Consider the following 20,052-nt stretch of genomic DNA (forward strand, 5'->3'; position numbering starts at 1 on the left):
CCCATTCGAACAACTCCTTTTCTTATTTAGACAAGCTCTTTAATACGTATGCGATCGTTCCCAATAATATTTTCATATGTTTCGCGTTCCACAACTACTTGCGATGTTCCGCCTTTTGCAAAGACAACGGCTGGTCTTCGAATTCGATTGTAATTATTCGCCATCGAGTACCCGTATGCTCCTGTACAGGAAACTGCTAGTAAATCAGAAGCAGCAACTTTCGGTAAATGAATATCCCAAATCAACATGTCTCCACTCTCACAGCATTTCCCGGCAATCGAAACGAGTTCCTCATTCTCATCATTCGCTCGATTCGCTAACATCGCTTCATAACGCGCATTATATAAAGCAGGTCTTAAATTATCTGTCATTCCACCATCGACTGATACATATTTCCGAATACCAGGAATATCTTTCACAGATCCAACTGTATAAATTGTTGTCCCAGCATCACCTACAATGCTACGGCCTGGCTCGATCCATATTTCTGGCAATGGATATTCACATACAGTAAATTGTTCTCTCACTGCACTTGTTACAGCTCGCACATATGTCTCAAGAGTTAATGGTGTATCTGACTCTGTGTAACGTATTCCAAATCCCCCGCCTACATTTAACACTTTTACTACATAGTTTGTTTGCTCTCTCACTTCTTCTAAAAATTGGCGAAGAACTTCAATTGCTCGAACAAAACCAGCTGTTTCAAATATTTGCGACCCAATATGTGAATGGATCCCTAGCACATTATAATTGGATTTTTGTAAAGCCAATCCAATTGCCTGCATTGCTTGACCATTTGAAACACCAAATCCAAATTTCGAATCATCTTGACCTGTTGTAATATATTCATGTGTGTGCGCCTCTACTCCAGGCGTTACACGAATTAATATGTTCACAAATTTCCCATGTTGCATCGCTAAATCGTGTAAAACTTCTAATTCAAAGAAATTATCTACGACAAAACAACCGATATTCGCCTGAAGAGCCATCACTATTTCTTCTTCTGTTTTATTATTTCCATGAAAATGAATACGTGATGCCGGAAATCCTGCTTGGAGCGCAGTATATAATTCTCCCCCAGAAACAACGTCTAATGACATATTCTCTTCACGAGCTACTCGGCACATCTCCATGCACAAGAACGCCTTGCTTGCATATGCTACTTGATAAGAGAAACCACTTTCTTTAAAAGCACGATGAAATGCTCGGCATTTTCCTCGAATAGACTCTTCATCGTATACATAAAGTGGTGTTCCGTATTGCTTTGCTAGCTGCGTCGTATCGCACCCTCCAATTTCTAAGTGTCCTTGCCCATTAATTCGGCTTGTGCCGTGTAAATACATTTAAATTCCTCCCTTATTTCCTCTAAAACTCATAACCCCAATCTTCTATTCATTGCAGCACGCTTTTAGATAGACAAAAAACGCGCGGAACAATGTTCACACGCGTTTCTTATTAGGAAAAATATATATTGAAAAAATAAACGAGTTGTTATCTCCTCAAAATAAGAAACCGCATCAACATCTCCAAATAGCTCTCCATAAAATAAATCTTATGACAGTACTACATTTATTCAATGCAGTCCCAATATATGAATAAGATGGTTATTCTTATATTTCGGCAATAGTCCCTTTCAACCTATGATCACAGATTCCATTAAATCTCCCATAGCTTACTCTTTCCTATCGCGGCCTCTACCTTTGAGAGTAGATGAGGTAAGTCTATTTAATTTTCAAACATCTAATTGTTGCTATTAACAATACCAAAGGACCATTTTATTTGTCAAACAATTTTTTATATTGTTTTTTCACAGTTTAGTTTCGTATCATTTGGTAAGCGCTTTACTGAAATCTTTGTCACTTCCCATTCGCCTTCTTCGTTATTAAATGTAATCGTTACCTTCTCAAATGGTGGAGCAATTTTCCCAGCAACACGTTCATACTTTGTCACTTCAATACTTGCTTGAAATAAATATGTACCGCTATACACTTTTTTTAAACTAATAATTTTAGGACATTGATAAGGTTTCAAACTTCCATATTGTTTTTCAATTGCTTTATTTATTTTTGGAAATAAAACAGAATAAAGTGCATCTTCCATAAGAGGTGCATCATATTGGGCTACCGACACACTCGGTGAAGTAAAAAGTATAACACTACTGCATGCTATAAAATATAATAATTTTCGCATTATAACCTCCGTATTATCACGCGATTCTTTCTGCGTACGATAATTATCATACATAGAAATTCTGTTTTATTGTCTCCCACCACTCTTTTTCTACTCGATTATTATAAAAAAGCCCACAACCTTCTTTTATTTTCGTATAATGATACTCATAGTATAATAATCATAATAACAAAGGACTGTTCGTATATATAAAATGAGTCGTTAAGCAAACTGACTCACAAGAACTGTCATGCTTTTTAGGAGAGGAGTATATTATGCTACAACATCTGTTTCCAAAACTGCGATTTGCACTCGTTGCAGTCGTTTTACTATGGATTAAAACATATATTGTGTACAAGCTAGCATTTGATATTAAAATTGATAATTTCTTTGAAGAATTCATGCTTTTTATCAATCCACTAGCTGCGTTACTTTTATTTTTCGGCTTAGCTTTACTTGCATCTAAGCACCGAAACCGAATTATAATTGGAATCAGTTTTATACTGTCATTTATTTTATTTGGAAACGCAATGTTTTATGGGTTCTATAACGATTTCGTTACTTTCCCGGTTTTATTCCAAACAAACAATATGGCTGATTTAGGGACAAGTATAAAAGAACTCTTTACGTACAAAACATTACTTTTATTTGCAGATGCAATTATTTTAATGTTTATTTCACGTAAATTCCCATCATTTGGCGACAAAACACCACTTTCCCGCTCAGAGAAGCGAACTTTCTTTAGCGGTGTAACAGCTTTATTAGCACTACAAATTGTTGTATCAGTTATTTATAAACCACAAATGTTCTCGCGCTCATTTGACCGTCAAACTGTCGTGAAGAATTTAGGTTTATACACATACCATCTATTTGATATTACGCTTCAATCCAAGTCTTCAGCTGAGCGTGTATTTGCAAGTGGGGATGGGTTTTCTGAAATTAAAAACTATACAGACTCAAAAGACAAACAAGTTGATAAAAACTTATTTGGAGCTGCAAAAGGTAAAAATGTAATTTTAATTTCAATGGAATCTACACAAAACTTTGTTATTAATAAAAAAATAAATGGAAAAGAAATTACACCATTTTTAAATGAATTTATTAAGGATAGTTTCTATTTCGATAACTTCTATCATCAAACTGGACAAGGCAAAACTTCTGATGCTGAATTTATCGTTGAAAACTCACTTTATCCGCTAGATCGTGGTTCTGTATTCTTTACTCATGCAACAAATGAATACACAGCGACACCAGAACAATTAAAGAAATACGGATATTCTTCTGCCGTCTTCCATTCAAACGATAAAACGTTTTGGAATCGGGATGTAATGTATCCTGCGCTTGGATATGATCGTTATTTTAATTTAAATGATTACGCAGGAACGGAGCAAATGTCTGTCGGTTGGGGATTAAAAGATAAAGAGTTCTTTGAACAATCTATTCCAAAGTTAAAATCTTTACCGCAACCGTTCTATACAAAATTTATTACATTAACAAATCATTTTCCGTTTCTTCTAAATCCGGAAGATCAATATGTTGATGAATTCAACTCGGAAAGTGGTGTTGTAAACCGCTACTTCCCAACTGTTCGTTACACAGATGAAGCTCTTAAATTATTTATTCAACAATTAAAAGAAGAAGGATTATATGATAATTCCGTTATTGTCATTTATGGTGATCATTACGGTATTTCCGAAAACCATAACGCAGCTATGGCACAGTTCCTAGGAAAAGATACTATTACACCATTCGATTCTATGCAATTACAACGAGTCCCTCTTATTATTCATGTGCCTGGCCAAGAAGGAAAAGTTGTTTCTAAAGTATCCGGTCAAATTGATATTAAGCCAACGCTCCTTCATTTACTTGGTATTAAAACAAATAAATCCGTTGAATTTGGAACTGACTTATTTATTAAAGAGAAAGACCCGCTTATGGTAATGCGTGATGGTAGCTTTGTTTCTGAAGAGTATGTTTATACAAAAAATATGTGCTACAAAAGAAGTACGGGTGAAGAAGCTGACATGACGTTATGTCAGCCGTATATTGAAAAAGCAAAAACAGAATTAAAACTCTCCGATAAATTAATTTATGGAGATTTATTACGCTTCGATCCTAATAATCGATATAAAACCGGAACGATGACAACGAAATTTGAATAGTAAAGGAAGCAACTTTATACAAGTTGCTTCCTCTTTTTATTTCCACTTAATTTTCGAACCATCCTTCTATGAAATCTTTCACAAATTGGTAATTTCTTTCGTATGAGGAATAAATTTATGGTATGATAAAATAAGTAAACTTTCATACACTAATTAAGAATTTATTACAGAAAGCAAGGGATCAGATTTTGTATAGAGCAGCTATTCCAAACTTATTTACGCTCGGAAATTTATATAGCGGATTTTTATCAATCGGCTATGCATCTTTAGGATATTATAAATCAGCTGCTATTTTAGTACTTATCGGGATGATGTTAGATAGTCTTGATGGTCGTGTTGCTCGTTTATTACGTGTTGATTCACAAATGGGAAAAGAGCTCGACTCGCTTGCAGATGTCGTAACATTTGGTGCAGCACCAGCTGTTTTAATGTATTACACATCTTTCTCAAACTACGGAATCATCGGATTATACATAGCGGGATTATTCCCTCTTTTCGGAGCATATCGTTTAGCACGATTTAATGTAACACCATCTTCTACTTCAATGAAATATTTTACTGGAGTACCGATTACAGCAGCGGGAGGGCTTGTTGCTTTCTTAACATTATTTTCACATACCATTCCAAAAATCGTTCTTATTACCGTATTTGTAACGTTCGCATTTTTAATGGTGAGCCGCATTCGTATCCCAAGTTTAAAAGATGTACCAATTCCACGATATAGCATCATTATTACACTATTTTTAGTTGGAATCATTATTACAATGTATCAAACAGGATTTGGAAATTTTTCTGTTTTCTTATTCATTGCCATTCCACTATATATTTTGTACATGTTATCTCAATTCATTAGACAAAGACCGTCTAAAAAAGCGAATAAAGAAAAATAAGAAAACCTTCCGAGTCCGGAAGGTTTCTTTTTATTTTGTAACTAATACCTTTTGATTTACAGGTGTTACTGGCTCTTCGCCGTTTAATACAGCTAAAATATTTCTGACAGCCATTTCAGCCATCGCATCACGAGTTTCAAATGTTGCATTCCCTACGTGTGGAGCAAGTACTACATTCTTTAATTCTTTTAGCTCTTCTGTAATTTTCGGTTCAAATTCAAACACGTCAAGAGCTGCTCCTTCAATTTCATTCGTTTTTAATGCATGAGCAAGTGCTGCTTCATTCATAATTGGTCCACGTGAAGCATTTACAATATACGCTGTTTTCTTCATCATTTTAAACTGCTCTTCATCAATCATATGATGTAATTTTGGATTATAAGCACAGTTAATTGTAATAAAGTCTGCTGTTTGTAATAATTCTTCCAACGTCACATACGTTGCTCCCAGTTCACTTTCAGCTTCAAGCTTACGATTTGGCCCTGTATATAAAACATCCATTCCAAATGCTTTCGCACGTTTTGCAACAGCCTTCCCGATTTCCCCAAGACCTATAATTCCGATTGTCTTACCATGGACTTCTCGTCCTAAGAAAAATAACGGTGCCCATCCGTTAAATCCAGTCGTACGACATAACGTATCCCCTTCAGGAATTCTACGCGCCGCTGCTAAAAGAAGTGCAAATGTTAATTCTGCAGTCGCTTCCGTTGATACTTTCGGTGTATTCGTAACTGCAATTCCTTTTTCGCCCGCATACGTGTAATCAATATTGTCGTAACCAGCACCATAGTTTGCAACAATCTTTAAATGAGGCGCTGCATCAATAACTTCTTTTGGCACCTTTGTCGAAAGTAAACTTAACAATGCATCTTTATCTTTTACACGCTCTGTTAATTCATCTATAGAAATTAACTCCTCTTTATTGTACATTTCTACATTATGATCTTTTAATAGTTCTAATCCAATTTCCGGAATTTTTCCCGCTACTAATATTTTTGCCACTACTAACACCTCTTCTATAGAAAATAAGACATCTCTTATATTTCATTGTAAGAAATCCACATATAAAAACCAAGGAATTTGATTATAGTTTTGAAAATCGACACTTTTCCATGAAAAAAGAGGAGATGCAACTCTCCCCTCTTCTTACGCTTTTTCCTGCGATTCTTTTCCAAGCTTCACATCAATAGTTCCTTCTGCAACCGTATCGCTAATTTGCTCCTCAATAACCGATTGAGATGCAGCATTCGTTTCAGAAGTATAAGCTTGTTGCTGTGCACCTTGTACATTTTGTTTGTTTTGTTGTTTCGCCATTTCTTACCCTCCTTTTCATTCTTTCTTATTTTGAACAAAAAGGACAGTTTTCATCAATAAATTGCGTTTCATTTTGAATTTGTTACTTCTTCTTCAAGCGACCTCATTACTCTTGCTCGCTTCGTAAATGTTGCAACCTGAGTAACACCGTGAGCTCGTAATGTTTGTATATTTTCTTGTACATAATTCCCTAAATCATTTGGGTAATGGGCATCCGAAGAAATCGTAATTGGAACACCATACTTAGCTAATACTTGTAAATATAGTGGACTTGGGCACATTTCACGAACAGGATAACGATAGTATAATCCTGCATTTATTTCTGTTGCCGTATTCGTTTCTACTAATGCACAAGCAATTTCCTCATAATAAGAAAGCTGTTCATTCTCATCCAATCGATAATTAAATACCTTTATATTATCAAGATGAGCGATAATATCAAATAACTCGGTACGAATCGCACTCTCAACTGTTTTAAAAAACATATCATATAATGCGCGTAGGTCATGCACCTCAAAATATTCTTTCGTATCTGGATTATCAAATCCCCAGCCATTTAGAAAATGAACGGAACCAATTACATAATCAAAGTCTCCTAGCGCTAATAATTCTTTTAACTCTCCTTCACAACCAATAAAATAATCCGCTTCAATTCCAAGTTTAAGTGTGACACCTCTTTTCCCCCATCGTTCTTTCGCCTCTTCAATTACCTTTGTAAAATCATACAGTGAAACTACCCTTACTTGATCTAACCATTCTTTCTGTATACGACCGAGCTTAGAATCACTAATATCTACATATTTTTCATAATATCCTTTTGCTTCATGAAAACGATATAGATGATCAACAATTCCCACTTCTTTTATTCCTTTTCGCACAGCTTCTTCTAAATATAGATCTATCCATTCTGTTGTAAATGGCCCTTCCTTCACACGCTTTTGCAAACGCTCTTGTGTTTTCATAAGCCAATCAATAGAATGTCTTTCTTGAAGCGGTTCATAACATTCCAACGCTTCATTTATTTTAGCAAGCCATCCTATTGAATACGGTCCTTCTTCTAAGTGAAGATGATAATCTACTTTCATATACATTCCCCCTTATAATGTATCTATTTCCCTTCTATCCCCAACTCTCGAAAGCTTTCCATTTCGTTCTTTCACCTCTCGCATCACATCTTCCAATGCAATATTTTTTTCAGCTAATAAAACGAAACAGTGATAAAATACATCAACCATTTCTTTCACTACTTCTTCTTTATCATTATTTTTACATGCGATAATTACTTCAGCACACTCTTCACCAATCTTCTTTAAAATTTTATCTTCTCCTTTTGAAAATAAATAATTTGTATACGATTCAGGAAGTGGGCTTCCCTTTCGTTCTTCAATTGTTTTATACAGCAACTTAAAGGCATTTTCCATATGTATCCCCCTATATAATTTGATAGTGAAAACATGTCTTCTCTCCCGTATGACAAGCAGGTCCTACTTGTTTCACATTCACAACAATTGAATCTTGATCACAATCTAAATATAAAGATTGCACATATTGAACATTCCCTGATGTTTCCCCCTTATTCCATAACGACTGCCTCGAACGAGAATAAAACCATGTTCTTTTCGTCTCTAACGTTTTTTTATATGCTTCTTCATTCATATAAGCTAGCATTAAAACGTCTTTCGTACCTTCTTCGATGACAATTGCCGGTATTAATCCTTTTGAAAAATTAGGTTTCATAACCGCACCTCAATATTTGCATCTCTTAATTTTCGCTTTACACTCTGCACTGTCGCCTCACCATAATGAAAGATGGATGCCGCTAACGCTGCATCAACCGTTGTCTTTTGAAAAACTTCTATAATATGATCCGTATGACCACAGCCCCCTGATGCGATGACTGGAATAGAAACACTTTTTGAAATTTCTTCTGTTAAACGAAGGTCATATCCGCTTTTCGTTCCATCTGCATCCATACTCGTTAACAAAATTTCACCTGCCCCAAGTTTAACAACACGCTTCGCCCATTCTATGGCATCCATTCCTGTGTCAACTCTTCCGCCGTTGACATATACGTTCCATTTACCTTCTGCTACTTTTCTAGCATCAATTGCCACGACAATACATTGTGATCCAAAGTGTTCTGCCCCTTCTTCTATTAACTTCGGGTTTCGCACTGCCGCTGAGTTTATTGAAACTTTGTCTGCCCCAGCTCTTAGTAAATTGTACATATCTTTCACACTTGATATCCCCCCGCCAACCGTAAGAGGAATAAATACTTTTGCTGCTGTTTTTTCTACAACATCTATAATCGTTTTTCTTCCTTCATGAGTCGCCGTAATATCTAAAAATACGATTTCATCTGCCCCTGCCTCGTTATATGCTTCAGCTATTTCAACCGGATCACCGACATCTTGTAATCCTATAAAATTTACACCCTTTACGACTCGCCCTTCTTTCACATCTAGACATGGAATAATTCGTTTCGCTAACATAACTTCGTTACCTGTAATACTTCTTCTAAATCAATCGTTTTCTCGTAAAGCGCCTTTCCAATTATGACACCATATATATTCATATCATTTAACTTTTTCACATCTTGAATAGATGCCACTCCTCCAGAAGCAATGAGACGAATGCCCACACTTTTTTGAAGTATCGCTAATTGTTCAAAATTTGGACCTGCAAGCGTCCCGTCTTTCGAAATGTCTGTAAACACAATCGTTTGAACACCTAAACTTTCCATTTGTTTCGCTAAACTAACGTAAGAAATTTCAGATAGATCAAGCCAACCTCTCGTTGCTACGAAACCATTTTTCGCATCAATTCCAACAATGATTTTCTCTTTATATAGACGAACTGCTTCCTCTAAAAATGACTTATCATAAAGAGCTGCTGTTCCTAAAATCACTTTTTCTACACCTGCTGACAATAACTTCTCCACCGTTACAAGTGAACGAATTCCTCCTCCCACTTGCACAGGAATACGTACCGCCTTGCAGATTTTTTCAATGACGGGCAAATTTAAAGACTCGCCAGCAATTGCACCGTCTAAATCAACAATGTGTAGTATTTCCGCTCCAAGCTTTTCAAATATGATCGCCTGCGCTACTGGATCTTCATTCATCACCGTTTCTTTACTAAACTCTCCTTGATAAAGTCTAACGCATCGTCCTTCTTTTAAATCGATAGCTGGGAAGATTTCCATGCTTCTACCACCCCTTGAAAATTTTTTAATATTTGCATGCCAATTTCGCCACTTTTTTCTGGATGAAACTGTGCACCAAATACATTTCCTTTCGCGACAAACCCTGGTACTTGCATTCCATAATCACTTACTCCGCATACAATTTCATCTGGACAATCCGCGTAATATGAGTGAACATAATACACGAAAGAACCATCCACTAATCCATTCCAAAGCGGAAATTCTCTTTCCTTCCTTAATTCATTCCATCCCATATGAGGAATTTTATACGAAACTTTTAACTTACGAATTTCCCCTGGTAGTAAACCTAACCCGCTACAATCTTTTAGTTCCTCACTTCGTTCAAATAAAAGCTGCATGCCCAAACATATACCGAGGAGTGGTTTTCCTATATCACAAACCTCTTTTAGTACACACACTAAATCTCTTTCTTCTAATACGTCCATCGCTTTCGGAAATGCACCTACTCCCGGTAAAATCACGCCATCGCTTCTCAATATCTCTTTTTTATCACTCGTTACAATGTACTCTGCGCCAATATATTTTAATGCTTGCTCTACACTGCGAATATTCCCCATTCCATAATCTATAATGGCAATCAATTACAACATTCCTTTCGTTGAATTTACACCAGTAATGTTGGCATTTTTTTCGACCGCTTCTCTAAGCGCTCTACCAAAAGCTTTAAATAATGCTTCAATTTTGTGATGTGTATTACTTCCGTATAGAACGCGCGCATGTAATGTAATATTGGCAGCATGTGCAACTGCTCTAAAAAATTCTTCCGTCAATTCTGTATCAAAATCCCCGAGCTTCGGATTTGTTAATTCCCCTTGAAATACACAATATGAGCGTCCACTTATATCAATTGCGACAAATCCTAAAGATTCATCCATCGGTACATACGCAGAACCGTAACGATTAATTCCCTCTTTGTTTTGCAATGCTTCTTTCAAGCAATTTCCGAGTACAATTCCAACATCTTCAACGGTGTGATGTGCATCGACAAATACATCACCTTCTGCTTCAACCTGCAATCCAAATCTTCCATGTCTAGCAAATAAAGTAAGCATATGATCGAAAAAACCAACTCCTGTTTGAATAGATACATTTGTACTTTCATCAAGCTGCAAATTTAATTTAATTTTTGTTTCTGTCGTCTCACGTGCTTGACTGGACTGACGCATTATTTTTCCTCCTCAAACCTTATTTGGATTGCTCTCGCATGTGCATGTAACCCTTCTTTATTTGCAAGCTCTACAATATGATGCTGTACATTTTTTAATGCTTCCTCCGTATAAGAAATAAAACTTGATTTTTTCACGAAATCATCGACTGATAACGGAGAAAAAAATCTTGCCGTTCCGCTCGTTGGTAATACATGATTCGGTCCCGCTAAATAATCCCCGAGCGGTTCAGGTGAATATGGCCCAAGGAAAATAGAGCCTGCATGTTTCACATAATCTAGAGCATTCATTGGTTCTTTTATATGTAACTCTAAATGTTCTGGAGCAATTTCATTTGATAACTTTAGCGCCTCCTCTAAAGAAGGAACGATAAAGATGGCTCCATTTCTATTTATTGATTCACGTGCAATTTCACTTCTTGGTAACGTTTCTAACTGTCTTTCTACCTCTTTTTCTACTTCTTTAGCTAGTTCCATATTCGTTGTAATACAAATCGCCGTTGCTCTCTCATCATGCTCTGCTTGCGATAATAAATCCGCTGCGATATATTTTGCATTACCTGTTTCATCCGCGACAACTACAATTTCTGATGGACCAGCAATCATATCGATATTTACTATTCCGTATACTTCTCGTTTCGCTAGAGCGACGTACAAATTTCCCGGTCCAACTATTTTATCCACTTTCGGAATCGATTCCGTCCCGTATGCTAAAGCAGCAATTGCTTGTGCGCCACCTATCGTATAAATTTCATCTACTCCCGCAAGATCTGCAGCAGCTAATATATGTGGATCAATTCCTCCTTTCCTCGGCGGTGTTACCATTACAATCTTTTTCACACCTGCGAGTTTCGCCGGCAATACATTCATTAATACTGAAGAAGGATATGAGGCTGTCCCACCCGGTACATATACACCTACATTTTCTAACGGCCGAATGAGTTGCCCTCTAATTATCCCTTTACTTTCACAATCGAATATTGAGTGCTTCTTTTGCTTTTCGTGATACGAAACAACGTTTTTCTTCGCCTCTTTTAAAGCTTCTAAAAATGAATTCTCTACAAACATACTCGCTTGCTGTATTTCTTCTTCACTTACACGAAAATTTTTCATCTCTACACCATCAAACTTTTTTGTATAGAAAGATAAAGCCTCATCTTTCCCTTCCCTTACATGTCTAATGATTTCTCTTACACTTCTTTGAACAGTTTCTTCTATTATATTAGCGTTTTCTCTTAGCACTTTTATTTTAGATAATGCCTCCTTAAATTCTTCATAAATGATTTCCATTTTAAATCCTCCTATTTCCCTGATAAGATTTCTTGCTCCATCATATTTATAATGCTGAATATTTCGTCTTTTTTAGTTTTTAAGGCTGCCTTATTTACAATCATCCGAGCCGATATAAAGTACATTTCCTCAAATACAATGAGTCCATTCTCTTGTAATGTTTTTCCTGTTTCAACAATATCTACAATCGCATCTGCCAATCCAAGAAGAGGAGCGATTTCTACAGAACCTTCTATCTTAATAATTTCTACATCCTCTCCCTTATCATGAAAATAAGTAGAAGTAATATGGGGGTATTTCGTAGCGATTCTTTTCTTCCGGTAACTCTTCGGATTATACGTAGGAATAGAAGCAACACAAAACTTACAAATCCCCACTCCTAAATCCAGCATTTCATAAATATCTTTCTCGTTTTCCATTAAAATATCTTTTCCAACGATGCCAATATCAGCTACCCCATGTTCTACATAAGTAGCAACATCAACCGCTTTTACTAAAATAAATGAAACATTTGTATTTTTACTTTGAAATACAAGCTTCCGACCTTTATTTTTGAGCTCGGAACAATCAATTCCAATCTGCTCAAAAAGTGGAATGACATGTTTTTCTAATCTTCCTTTCGTTAACGCAATTTGAATGTTACGCATGAAGCCTCTCCTTCTTTCTGGACTACCCATTTCTCATTCCATACATATTCCACTAAGTATTCATTCTTTGCCTCAACGACCGTTCCTATTTTATTTTTTCTTGCAAATTGAAAGGTATCGCTTAAATTAGAGAATAGAGATAACCAAGCATTTTTCCCATCCTTTCGAAGTAAATTTCGTAACCTTTCTGCTTCCGCTAATCTATTTAACTCATAATGAATCACAATATCAATTTGATTTCGTTCATATGGTTCTTGCTGCTCTTGCAGCGCCTTCACAATTTGATTTACTTGTACCGCGAGTCCAACAGCTGGCAGCATTTCTCCAAAATTCCCAATTAGCTCATCGTATCTTCCGCCACTAACGATTTCTTCTCCAATTTCATATATATATCCTTTGAAAATAACACCCGTATAGTAATCTAAGTGTTGAATCATGCCCAAATCAATTGATATGTAAGAACCATATCCTAACGTTTCAATTGTTTCATACATTTCTTTTACTCTTGCAATTGCCATTTTCATTTCATTACTTGAAGCAAGCTTTTCTGCCTCCTCAATAACTTCTAAATTTCCAAATAGCCTTGGTAATTTCTCAAGTAATCTTACTGTCTCATCGCATCGATCTAATTTCTTTTCTCCGATAAAATTTGAGAGGGCAGCATAATTTTTACTTTCTATATACGTTCTAAGTACTCTTTCTTCTTCATCATGGATGGAGAGCTTTTTTACAATACATTTATATAACTGTACTTGCCCAATCTCAATTGTAAAAGATTGCACATTCAACTTTTGAAGTGCTTGAATGACACTTATTACACATTCAATTTCAGCTCTTACATTATCAATCCCGATAACTTCAATACCACTTTGTACGATTTCATTATATTTTCCAGAATGGGATTCATTCGCTCGAAATACATTCCCGCTATACGTCACTTTAAGTGGCGTATCCCATCTCTGTGTTCCAATCACTCTTGCTAAAGGAATTGTCATATCTGGACGTAAAACGATAATCCTTCCCTTTTCATCAAAAAATTTATACATCTTCTCTTCATCTATCGGTCTATTTTGAAATGCAAAAACATCATAAAATTCAATTGTAGGTGTTCTTATTTCCTCATAACCTCTCTCTAAAAAAGTAAGCCTTAATTTTTGCTCCACTTCTTCAATTAACGTACATTCTTCGAATAAATAATCTCTCGTTCCATTCGGGTTTGCTCGTTTCCATTTTGTCATCTAAATTTTCACACCTTTCCCCTTCTAATGTATGCCTATTTCATTCCCCTAAGCCGAAAATAAAAAGAGCCTTGTAGACAAAATACCTACAAGGCTCTTCAGTAGAGTGTAGGTACAACGGGAATAACCCTTGTACCTACACGTTTTCACGCTAGGTTCAAGGGTTTCATGTATGATGATGTAGTTGTGTAAGCATTGTAATAGATTTTATTGTATTCATAATACTTACTCCCTTTCTCCTCTGATTTTCACATAGTATATAACAGTTAATTTTGAATGTAAATACATTTTTAATATTCCGTCACTTTTTTTAATGTAAAGCCACTTTTCTTTCATACTCTTTTATTTCTTGTTCATATTGCATTGTAATACTAATTTCATCTAAACCATTCAATAACTTCTCTTTCCACATTTTCTCGATTGTAAAATGGAATCTATGCATATTCGTTATAATTATTTCATTTTCTAAATCAACTGTAATTTGTTCCCTCGCATCTGTTTTTGCAAGTTGTTCACGCATATCTTTATCCATTACAATCGGTAACATGCCATTCTTCATACAATTCATATAAAAGATATCGGCAAATCCTCCAGCGATAATAACGCGGAAACCATAATCAGCAAGTGCCCATGGAGCATGTTCTCTAGACGAGCCACATCCAAAATTATCACCTGTGATTAATATGCTGGCTCCTTTTCTTTCTTGTGCATTAAGCGGGAAATTAGGGTTTTCTTGGCGATTATTATCATATCGCCACTCATCAAATAAAAACTTCCCAAACCCAGTTCTTTCAATTCTCTTTAAATATTGCTTCGGAATAATTTGATCTGTATCAATGTTATCATTCATCAGTACTGCGGCAGTACCTTTATGAATACGAAATGGCTCCATCATAACTCTCCTTTCTAATATCAACAAAATGACCATATAACGCAGCCGCTGCCGCCATTGCCGGGCTAACTAAATGCGTTCGTGCTCCCTTTCCTTGTCTTCCTTCAAAATTGCGATTGGACGTAGAGGCACAATGTTCTCCTTCAGGCACTTGATCTGGATTCATACCTAGACACATTGAGCATCCGGGCTCTCTCCATTCAAATCCAGCTTCTTCAAATATGCGATGTAATCCTTTATGCATCGCTGCTTCTCTTACCCTTTGAGATCCAGGTACAACAAGTGCTCGCACACCTTCTTTTACTTTTTTACCTTTCACGACAGATGCAGCAATTTCTAAGTCAGAAAGCCTGGAATTTGTACAAGATCCAATGAAAACATGTTGAACTGGAATGTCATACGTACTTTGTCCGGGACTCAATCCCATATAAGAAAACGCTCTTTCATCATTTGCATCATGCTTTTCTGGCAATTTCTCATCGATCCGAACACCCATACTAGGATTTGTTCCCCACGTAACGTACGGCGCTAAATCCGTAACATCTACTAGAATATGTAAATCATAAACTGCATCTAAATCTGTATAAAGTTCTGACCATTTTTCCTTAATAGATTCATAGTCTTTCGGTGCATATTTACGCCCTTTTACGTAAGCAAACGTTTTTTCATCTGGTGCAATAATGCCAGCCTTTGCTCCCCCTTCAATTGCCATATTGCAAAGCGTCATCCTCTCTTCCATATCCATAGCATGAATGGCCTCTCCATAAAATTCCATTACGTAACCTGTTCCAACTGCTACTCCGTACTTTGAAAGAAGGTGTAAAATAATATCTTTCGCATAGACACCTTGCGGTAACTTCCCTTTTAACTCAATGCCCATCGCTTTCGGCTTTCGTTGCCATAACGTTTGCGTTGCCAATACATGTTCCACTTCACTCGTACCAATACCAAACGCTAGTGCGCCAAAAGCACCGTGTGTTGCTGTATGACTATCACCACAAACAATCGTTTTTCCTGGCTGTGTGAGTCCAAGTTCTGGTCCTATTACATGAACGATCCCTTGCTCTTCATCTCCGATATCCGCTAATGGCACCTGAAATTGTTTACAGTTTTGCCGAAGTGTATCTAGTTGCTGCTTCGCAATGCGGTCGGTAATATTCCAAACATCTTTCGTTGGAATATTATGATCCATCGTTGCAAATGTTAAATCTGGTCTGCGGACTGTTCGATTTGTAAGCCGCAAGCCTTCAAAGGCTTGCGGTGACGTTACTTCATGAACAAGATGTAGATCGATATATAATAAATCCAATCCATTTTCATTAGTCGCAACTACATGTCTTTCCCAAAGCTTATCTAGTAACCTTTTTCCCATTATCTTCCTCTCCCTACTAACGCTTGCTCTTCCATTTCTTGAATAACTGCCTTTGTAAATGAAGTTGTCGTTTCAGTCCCCCCGATATCTGCTGTACATTTCCCTGATTTAAGGACTGCAGAAACTGCTTCTTCAATTGCATCTCCTTCTCTCGTTAATCCGAACGATTGCCCAAGCATCATTGCAACAGAACGCATCATCGCAATTGGATTCGCCTTATTTTTCCCCGCAATATCCGGTGCTGATCCGTGAATAGGCTCATATAATGAAGGTCCCTTTTCAGCGTGACTTGCTGATGGAAGCATTCCTAATGATCCAGCTAATACTGAAGCCTCATCACTTAAAATATCACCAAATAAATTTTCCGTTACAATAACGTCAAATCTTCCTGGATTCCGAATTAATTCCATAGCTGCTGCATCTACTAAAATGTGTTCTACTTCCACATTTGGGTAGCGAAGTGCTACTTCTTCTGTCACAGTTCTCCATAATTTACTAGACTCTAAAACATTCGCTTTATCAATAGATGTTACTTTTTTCTTCCGCTTATTTGCTAATTGAAAAGCATACGAAACGATACGTTCAATTTCATGGCGATGATACGTAAGTGTATCTGTCGCCACTTCTTCCGTTCGCTCTTTCGGATAAGAAAAATAAATTCCGCCTGTTAATTCACGAACGACAACGAAATCAATTTCATCAGCGTTTTTTAATGGTGATAAATGTGCAGTTGCACTTTCTACCGTTACAGGGCGAACATTCGCAAATACACCGAGTCCTTTTCTTAATGCTAATAATCCTTTCTCAGGCCTTTCTTTCGTACTATCCCACCTTGGTCCACCTACTGCGCCAAGTAAAACCGCATCACTCGCTAAACAGGCGGCAAGTGTTCGCTGTGGTAATGGTTGCCCAGTTAAATCGATAGCAATACCACCAAAGTACTCATCTTGCAAATGAAAATGATGTCCATATAGCCTTTCTACCATATGCAATACTTCCTTCGCACTCTCCATTACTTCTGGACCGACACCATCACCAGCTAAACAAACGATACGTTTTTCCATTTTTAACACTCCTTTTAACTGAATTTTCAGAACTTTAATTTGATAGGTGAGGAAAGCTTCTCTCACCTATCAATTATTTATTTCACAAGCGCTATAAGAGATTTTAATTTCCCTGCTGCATGGACATAAGCCCTCGCCGACGCTTCCAATACGTCTTGCGCAACTCCGAAACCTGATATTTGGTGACTACCTTCTTTTAATTCAACATGAACGTGAGCAAGTGCATCTTGACCTTGTGTAATAGATTGTATGCGATAATCTGCCAATTCACATTCTAATCCTAAAATTCTTTGAATCGCATTGTATATCGCTTCAATACTACCAGAACCAGTGGCTGCATCTTCATATACATTTCCTTCCTCATCCTTCAGCACAACTGTTGCGCATTGTGTACTATTTGATACGAAATGCACTTGTAATTGCGTAATGTTATATTGCTGGGCTGCAAATGCTGCTTCACCAAGCATAATTGCGCGTAAATCTTCCTCAGTAATTTCCTTTTTACGATCCGCCAATTTTTTAAATGCTTCGAATGCCGCATCTCGCTCTTCATTTGTAAATTCATAACCAAGCTCTTTCATTTTTTCCGTAAACGCATGACGGCCAGAATGTTTCCCAAGTACAAAGAGATTTTGAGATTCTCCTATAAGCGCTGGTTCGATAATTTCATAAGTTGTTACTTCTTTTAAAACCCCATCTTGGTGGATGCCTGATTCATGAGCAAATGCATTCGCTCCAACGATTGCTTTATTTTTCGGTACAACCATACCCGTTAACCTGCTTACTAATGTACTCGTCGCCTTAATTTCTTTTAAAGTCATCGAAGGTTCTGCTTTATAAAAATCTTTTCTAATATGAAGAGCTACTGCAACTTCTTCTAACGCTGCATTCCCTGCTCTTTCTCCAATGCCATTAATCGTTCCTTCTACTTGCACTGCTCCCCCTTCAACCGCAGCTAACGAATTTGCTACTGCCATACCAAGATCATCGTGACAATGACAAGAAAAAATCGCTTTTTCATATGATGGAACGGATTCTTGTAAGTATTTAAAAAGAGAATAATACTCTTCCGGATTTGTATATCCAACTGTATCCGGAATATTAATTACATTCGCTCCTGCTCGAATCGCAATTTCTACTGCTTCAGCTAAAAATGCTCTCGATGTTCTTGTCGCATCTTCTGCAGAAAATTGTACTGTCGGAAATAATGATTTTCCGAGCGTAACCGAGCGATGAATACTATTTAACACATCTTCTTTTGACATACAAAGTTTATATTTCATATGAATATCACTCGTAGCTAGAAATACGTGTAGACGAGGAGATACAGCGCCTCTCACAGCTTCATATGCTCTTCGAATGTCACTTTCTTTCGCTCTAGCTAAACTCATAACCGTAGCGTTTTGAATTGTATTCGCGATGCGTTTTACCGATTGGAAGTCACCTTCGGAAGCTGCCGCGAATCCAGCTTCCATTACATGAATACCAAGCCTCTCTAATTGCCTAGCAATTTGTAACTTCTCTTGTTCATTTAAATTTACTCCTGGTGATTGTTCGCCATCACGAAGCGTTGTATCCATGAACAAAATCTGCTTCATATTATTTAATCCCTACCTTTACTCGCGGCTGTACGAAAGGCATCATTTCACGTAATTTACGTCCTACTACTTCGATTTCATGTTCATTCTCTTTCTCATTTGTCGCGTGGAAATTTGGTCTTCCTGCTTTATGCTCTGCAATCCAGCCTCTTGCAAATGTACCATCTTGAATTTCTGCTAATACTGCCCCCATCGCTTTCTTCGTATCTTCAGTAACAACGCGTGGTCCTGATACGAAGTCTCCCCACTGCGCTGTATCTGAAACTGAATATCTCATATTTTCAAGTCCACCTTCATACATAAGGTCAACGATTAGCTTCAGTTCATGTAAACATTCAAAATATGCAAGTTCAGGCTGGTATCCCGCATCAACTAACGTTTCAAATCCTGCTTTTACAAGTGCAGTTACTCCGCCGCAGAGTACAGCTTGCTCTCCAAATAAATCTGTTTCTGTTTCTTCTTTAAACGTCGTTTCTAATACACCAGCTCTCGTTGCTCCAATTCCGTCAGCATAAGAAAGTGCTTTTTCAGTCGCAACTCCTGTTGCATCTTGATATACTGCAAATAATGCAGGAACAGCCCCTCCCTCGGCGAACGTACGGCGTACGAGATGCCCCGGTCCTTTTGGCGCTACTAGAAATACATCTACATTCGCTGGTGGTTTTACTTGATCAAAGTGAACATTAAATCCATGTGCGAACACGAGAGAGTTTCCAGCCTGTAAATTTGGTGCAATTTCAGCTTCATATACTTCTGGTTGTAATTCATCAGGTAATAGAATCATTACTACATCAGCTTTTTCCGCTGCTTCTGCTACTGTATATACAGAAAACCCATCTTCATTCGCTTTATCCCAAGACTTACCTTTTCTTAAACCTACTACTACATCAAATCCGTTATCACGTAAATTTTGCGCATGCGCATGACCTTGCGAGCCATATCCGATGATTGCTACTTTCTTTTCCTTTAATACATTTACTGTTACATCTTTCTCATAATAAACTTTTGCCATTTTCATTTCCCCC

The 20,052-nt window shown here is 37.0% G+C and carries 21 protein-coding genes and 1 riboswitch; of the genes, 2 read left to right on the plus strand and 19 right to left on the minus strand.

Annotated elements, in window-relative coordinates; all coding sequences use genetic code 11:
- Window positions 1–26 precede the first annotated feature (26 nt).
- Window positions 27–1,343 carry a diaminopimelate decarboxylase gene (lysA, locus tag BLT20_RS00745; RefSeq protein WP_000280648.1) on the minus strand — a complete coding sequence of 439 codons (1,317 nt, stop codon included), beginning with the start codon at window positions 1,341–1,343 and terminating at the stop codon, window positions 27–29.
- A gap of 180 nt (window positions 1,344–1,523) precedes the next feature.
- Window positions 1,524–1,705, minus strand: a riboswitch (Lysine riboswitch).
- 89 nt (window positions 1,706–1,794) lie between these two features.
- Window positions 1,795–2,190 carry a DUF3888 domain-containing protein gene (locus BLT20_RS00750; RefSeq protein WP_001228822.1) on the minus strand — a complete coding sequence of 132 codons (396 nt, stop codon included), beginning with the start codon at window positions 2,188–2,190 and terminating at the stop codon, window positions 1,795–1,797.
- A gap of 254 nt (window positions 2,191–2,444) precedes the next feature.
- On the opposite strand from BLT20_RS00750, the gene BLT20_RS00755 reads away from it, so the two are divergent.
- Both BLT20_RS00755 and pssA read left to right on the plus strand, forming a co-directional pair.
- Window positions 2,445–4,331 (plus strand): LTA synthase family protein, encoded by a 1,887-nt coding sequence (locus BLT20_RS00755; RefSeq protein WP_000939078.1) that lies wholly within the window; start codon window positions 2,445–2,447, stop codon window positions 4,329–4,331.
- A 188-nt stretch (window positions 4,332–4,519) separates the two neighbouring features.
- On the plus strand, window positions 4,520–5,221 hold the full coding sequence (pssA, locus tag BLT20_RS00760; RefSeq protein ID WP_000285417.1) for a CDP-diacylglycerol--serine O-phosphatidyltransferase: 702 nt from the start codon (window positions 4,520–4,522) through the stop codon (window positions 5,219–5,221).
- 30 nt (window positions 5,222–5,251) lie between these two features.
- Here pssA and BLT20_RS00765 read toward each other — a convergent pair whose 3' ends face one another.
- The 17 genes from BLT20_RS00765 to ilvC form a co-directional block, all read right to left on the minus strand.
- Window positions 5,252–6,223, minus strand: coding sequence for an NAD(P)-dependent oxidoreductase (locus tag BLT20_RS00765; protein ID WP_001062858.1), 972 nt, complete (start codon window positions 6,221–6,223; stop codon window positions 5,252–5,254).
- Between the two features lie 144 nt (window positions 6,224–6,367).
- Window positions 6,368–6,535: a YozQ family protein gene (locus tag BLT20_RS00770; protein WP_001118878.1), complete on the minus strand. Its 168-nt coding sequence runs from the start codon at window positions 6,533–6,535 to the stop codon at window positions 6,368–6,370.
- A gap of 68 nt (window positions 6,536–6,603) precedes the next feature.
- Window positions 6,604–7,620, minus strand: a complete 1,017-nt coding sequence (locus BLT20_RS00775; protein ID WP_000861841.1) for a histidinol phosphate phosphatase domain-containing protein — start codon at window positions 7,618–7,620, stop codon at window positions 6,604–6,606.
- A gap of 12 nt (window positions 7,621–7,632) precedes the next feature.
- Entirely contained in the window at window positions 7,633–7,956 is a 324-nt protein-coding gene (gene hisE, locus BLT20_RS00780) for a phosphoribosyl-ATP diphosphatase (RefSeq protein ID WP_000426358.1), read from the minus strand.
- A 10-nt stretch (window positions 7,957–7,966) separates the two neighbouring features.
- Window positions 7,967–8,272 (minus strand): phosphoribosyl-AMP cyclohydrolase, encoded by a 306-nt coding sequence (hisI, locus tag BLT20_RS00785; protein WP_000803956.1) that lies wholly within the window; start codon window positions 8,270–8,272, stop codon window positions 7,967–7,969.
- Window positions 8,269–9,027: an imidazoleglycerol phosphate synthase cyclase subunit gene (gene hisF / locus BLT20_RS00790; RefSeq protein ID WP_000880108.1), complete on the minus strand. Its 759-nt coding sequence runs from the start codon at window positions 9,025–9,027 to the stop codon at window positions 8,269–8,271. Before hisF ends, hisI begins: the two co-directional genes overlap by 4 nt.
- Window positions 9,021–9,740: a 1-(5-phosphoribosyl)-5-[(5-phosphoribosylamino)methylideneamino]imidazole-4-carboxamide isomerase gene (gene hisA, locus BLT20_RS00795; protein ID WP_000402298.1), complete on the minus strand. Its 720-nt coding sequence runs from the start codon at window positions 9,738–9,740 to the stop codon at window positions 9,021–9,023. Before hisA ends, hisF begins: the two co-directional genes overlap by 7 nt.
- On the minus strand, window positions 9,713–10,342 hold the full coding sequence (gene hisH, locus BLT20_RS00800; protein WP_000560360.1) for an imidazole glycerol phosphate synthase subunit HisH: 630 nt from the start codon (window positions 10,340–10,342) through the stop codon (window positions 9,713–9,715). Before hisH ends, hisA begins: the two co-directional genes overlap by 28 nt.
- Window positions 10,343–10,927 (minus strand): imidazoleglycerol-phosphate dehydratase HisB, encoded by a 585-nt coding sequence (hisB, locus tag BLT20_RS00805; RefSeq protein WP_001249949.1) that lies wholly within the window; start codon window positions 10,925–10,927, stop codon window positions 10,343–10,345.
- Window positions 10,927–12,216 carry a histidinol dehydrogenase gene (gene hisD / locus BLT20_RS00810; protein WP_000402933.1) on the minus strand — a complete coding sequence of 430 codons (1,290 nt, stop codon included), beginning with the start codon at window positions 12,214–12,216 and terminating at the stop codon, window positions 10,927–10,929. The genes hisB and hisD overlap by 1 nt, the downstream gene beginning before the upstream one ends.
- Before the next feature lie 11 nt (window positions 12,217–12,227).
- Window positions 12,228–12,863 (minus strand): ATP phosphoribosyltransferase, encoded by a 636-nt coding sequence (gene hisG / locus BLT20_RS00815; RefSeq protein ID WP_001244493.1) that lies wholly within the window; start codon window positions 12,861–12,863, stop codon window positions 12,228–12,230.
- Window positions 12,839–14,101 (minus strand): ATP phosphoribosyltransferase regulatory subunit, encoded by a 1,263-nt coding sequence (locus BLT20_RS00820; protein WP_000170300.1) that lies wholly within the window; start codon window positions 14,099–14,101, stop codon window positions 12,839–12,841. The genes hisG and BLT20_RS00820 overlap by 25 nt, the downstream gene beginning before the upstream one ends.
- 310 nt (window positions 14,102–14,411) lie before the next feature.
- Entirely contained in the window at window positions 14,412–14,993 is a 582-nt protein-coding gene (leuD, locus tag BLT20_RS00825) for a 3-isopropylmalate dehydratase small subunit (RefSeq protein ID WP_000433187.1), read from the minus strand.
- Window positions 14,971–16,365, minus strand: a complete 1,395-nt coding sequence (gene leuC / locus BLT20_RS00830) for a 3-isopropylmalate dehydratase large subunit (RefSeq protein ID WP_000518109.1) — start codon at window positions 16,363–16,365, stop codon at window positions 14,971–14,973. Before leuC ends, leuD begins: the two co-directional genes overlap by 23 nt.
- Window positions 16,365–17,429: a 3-isopropylmalate dehydrogenase gene (gene leuB / locus BLT20_RS00835; protein ID WP_000415366.1), complete on the minus strand. Its 1,065-nt coding sequence runs from the start codon at window positions 17,427–17,429 to the stop codon at window positions 16,365–16,367. Before leuB ends, leuC begins: the two co-directional genes overlap by 1 nt.
- A 77-nt stretch (window positions 17,430–17,506) precedes the next feature.
- Window positions 17,507–19,027, minus strand: a complete 1,521-nt coding sequence (gene leuA, locus BLT20_RS00840; protein ID WP_000809600.1) for a 2-isopropylmalate synthase — start codon at window positions 19,025–19,027, stop codon at window positions 17,507–17,509.
- A 1-nt stretch (window position 19,028) separates the two neighbouring features.
- Window positions 19,029–20,039 (minus strand): ketol-acid reductoisomerase, encoded by a 1,011-nt coding sequence (ilvC, locus tag BLT20_RS00845; RefSeq protein ID WP_001151740.1) that lies wholly within the window; start codon window positions 20,037–20,039, stop codon window positions 19,029–19,031.
- Window positions 20,040–20,052 lie beyond the last annotated feature (13 nt).

This window comes from Bacillus sp. cl96 (assembly GCF_900100505.1).
Classification (GTDB): Bacteria; Bacillota; Bacilli; order Bacillales; family Bacillaceae_G; genus Bacillus_A; species Bacillus_A cereus.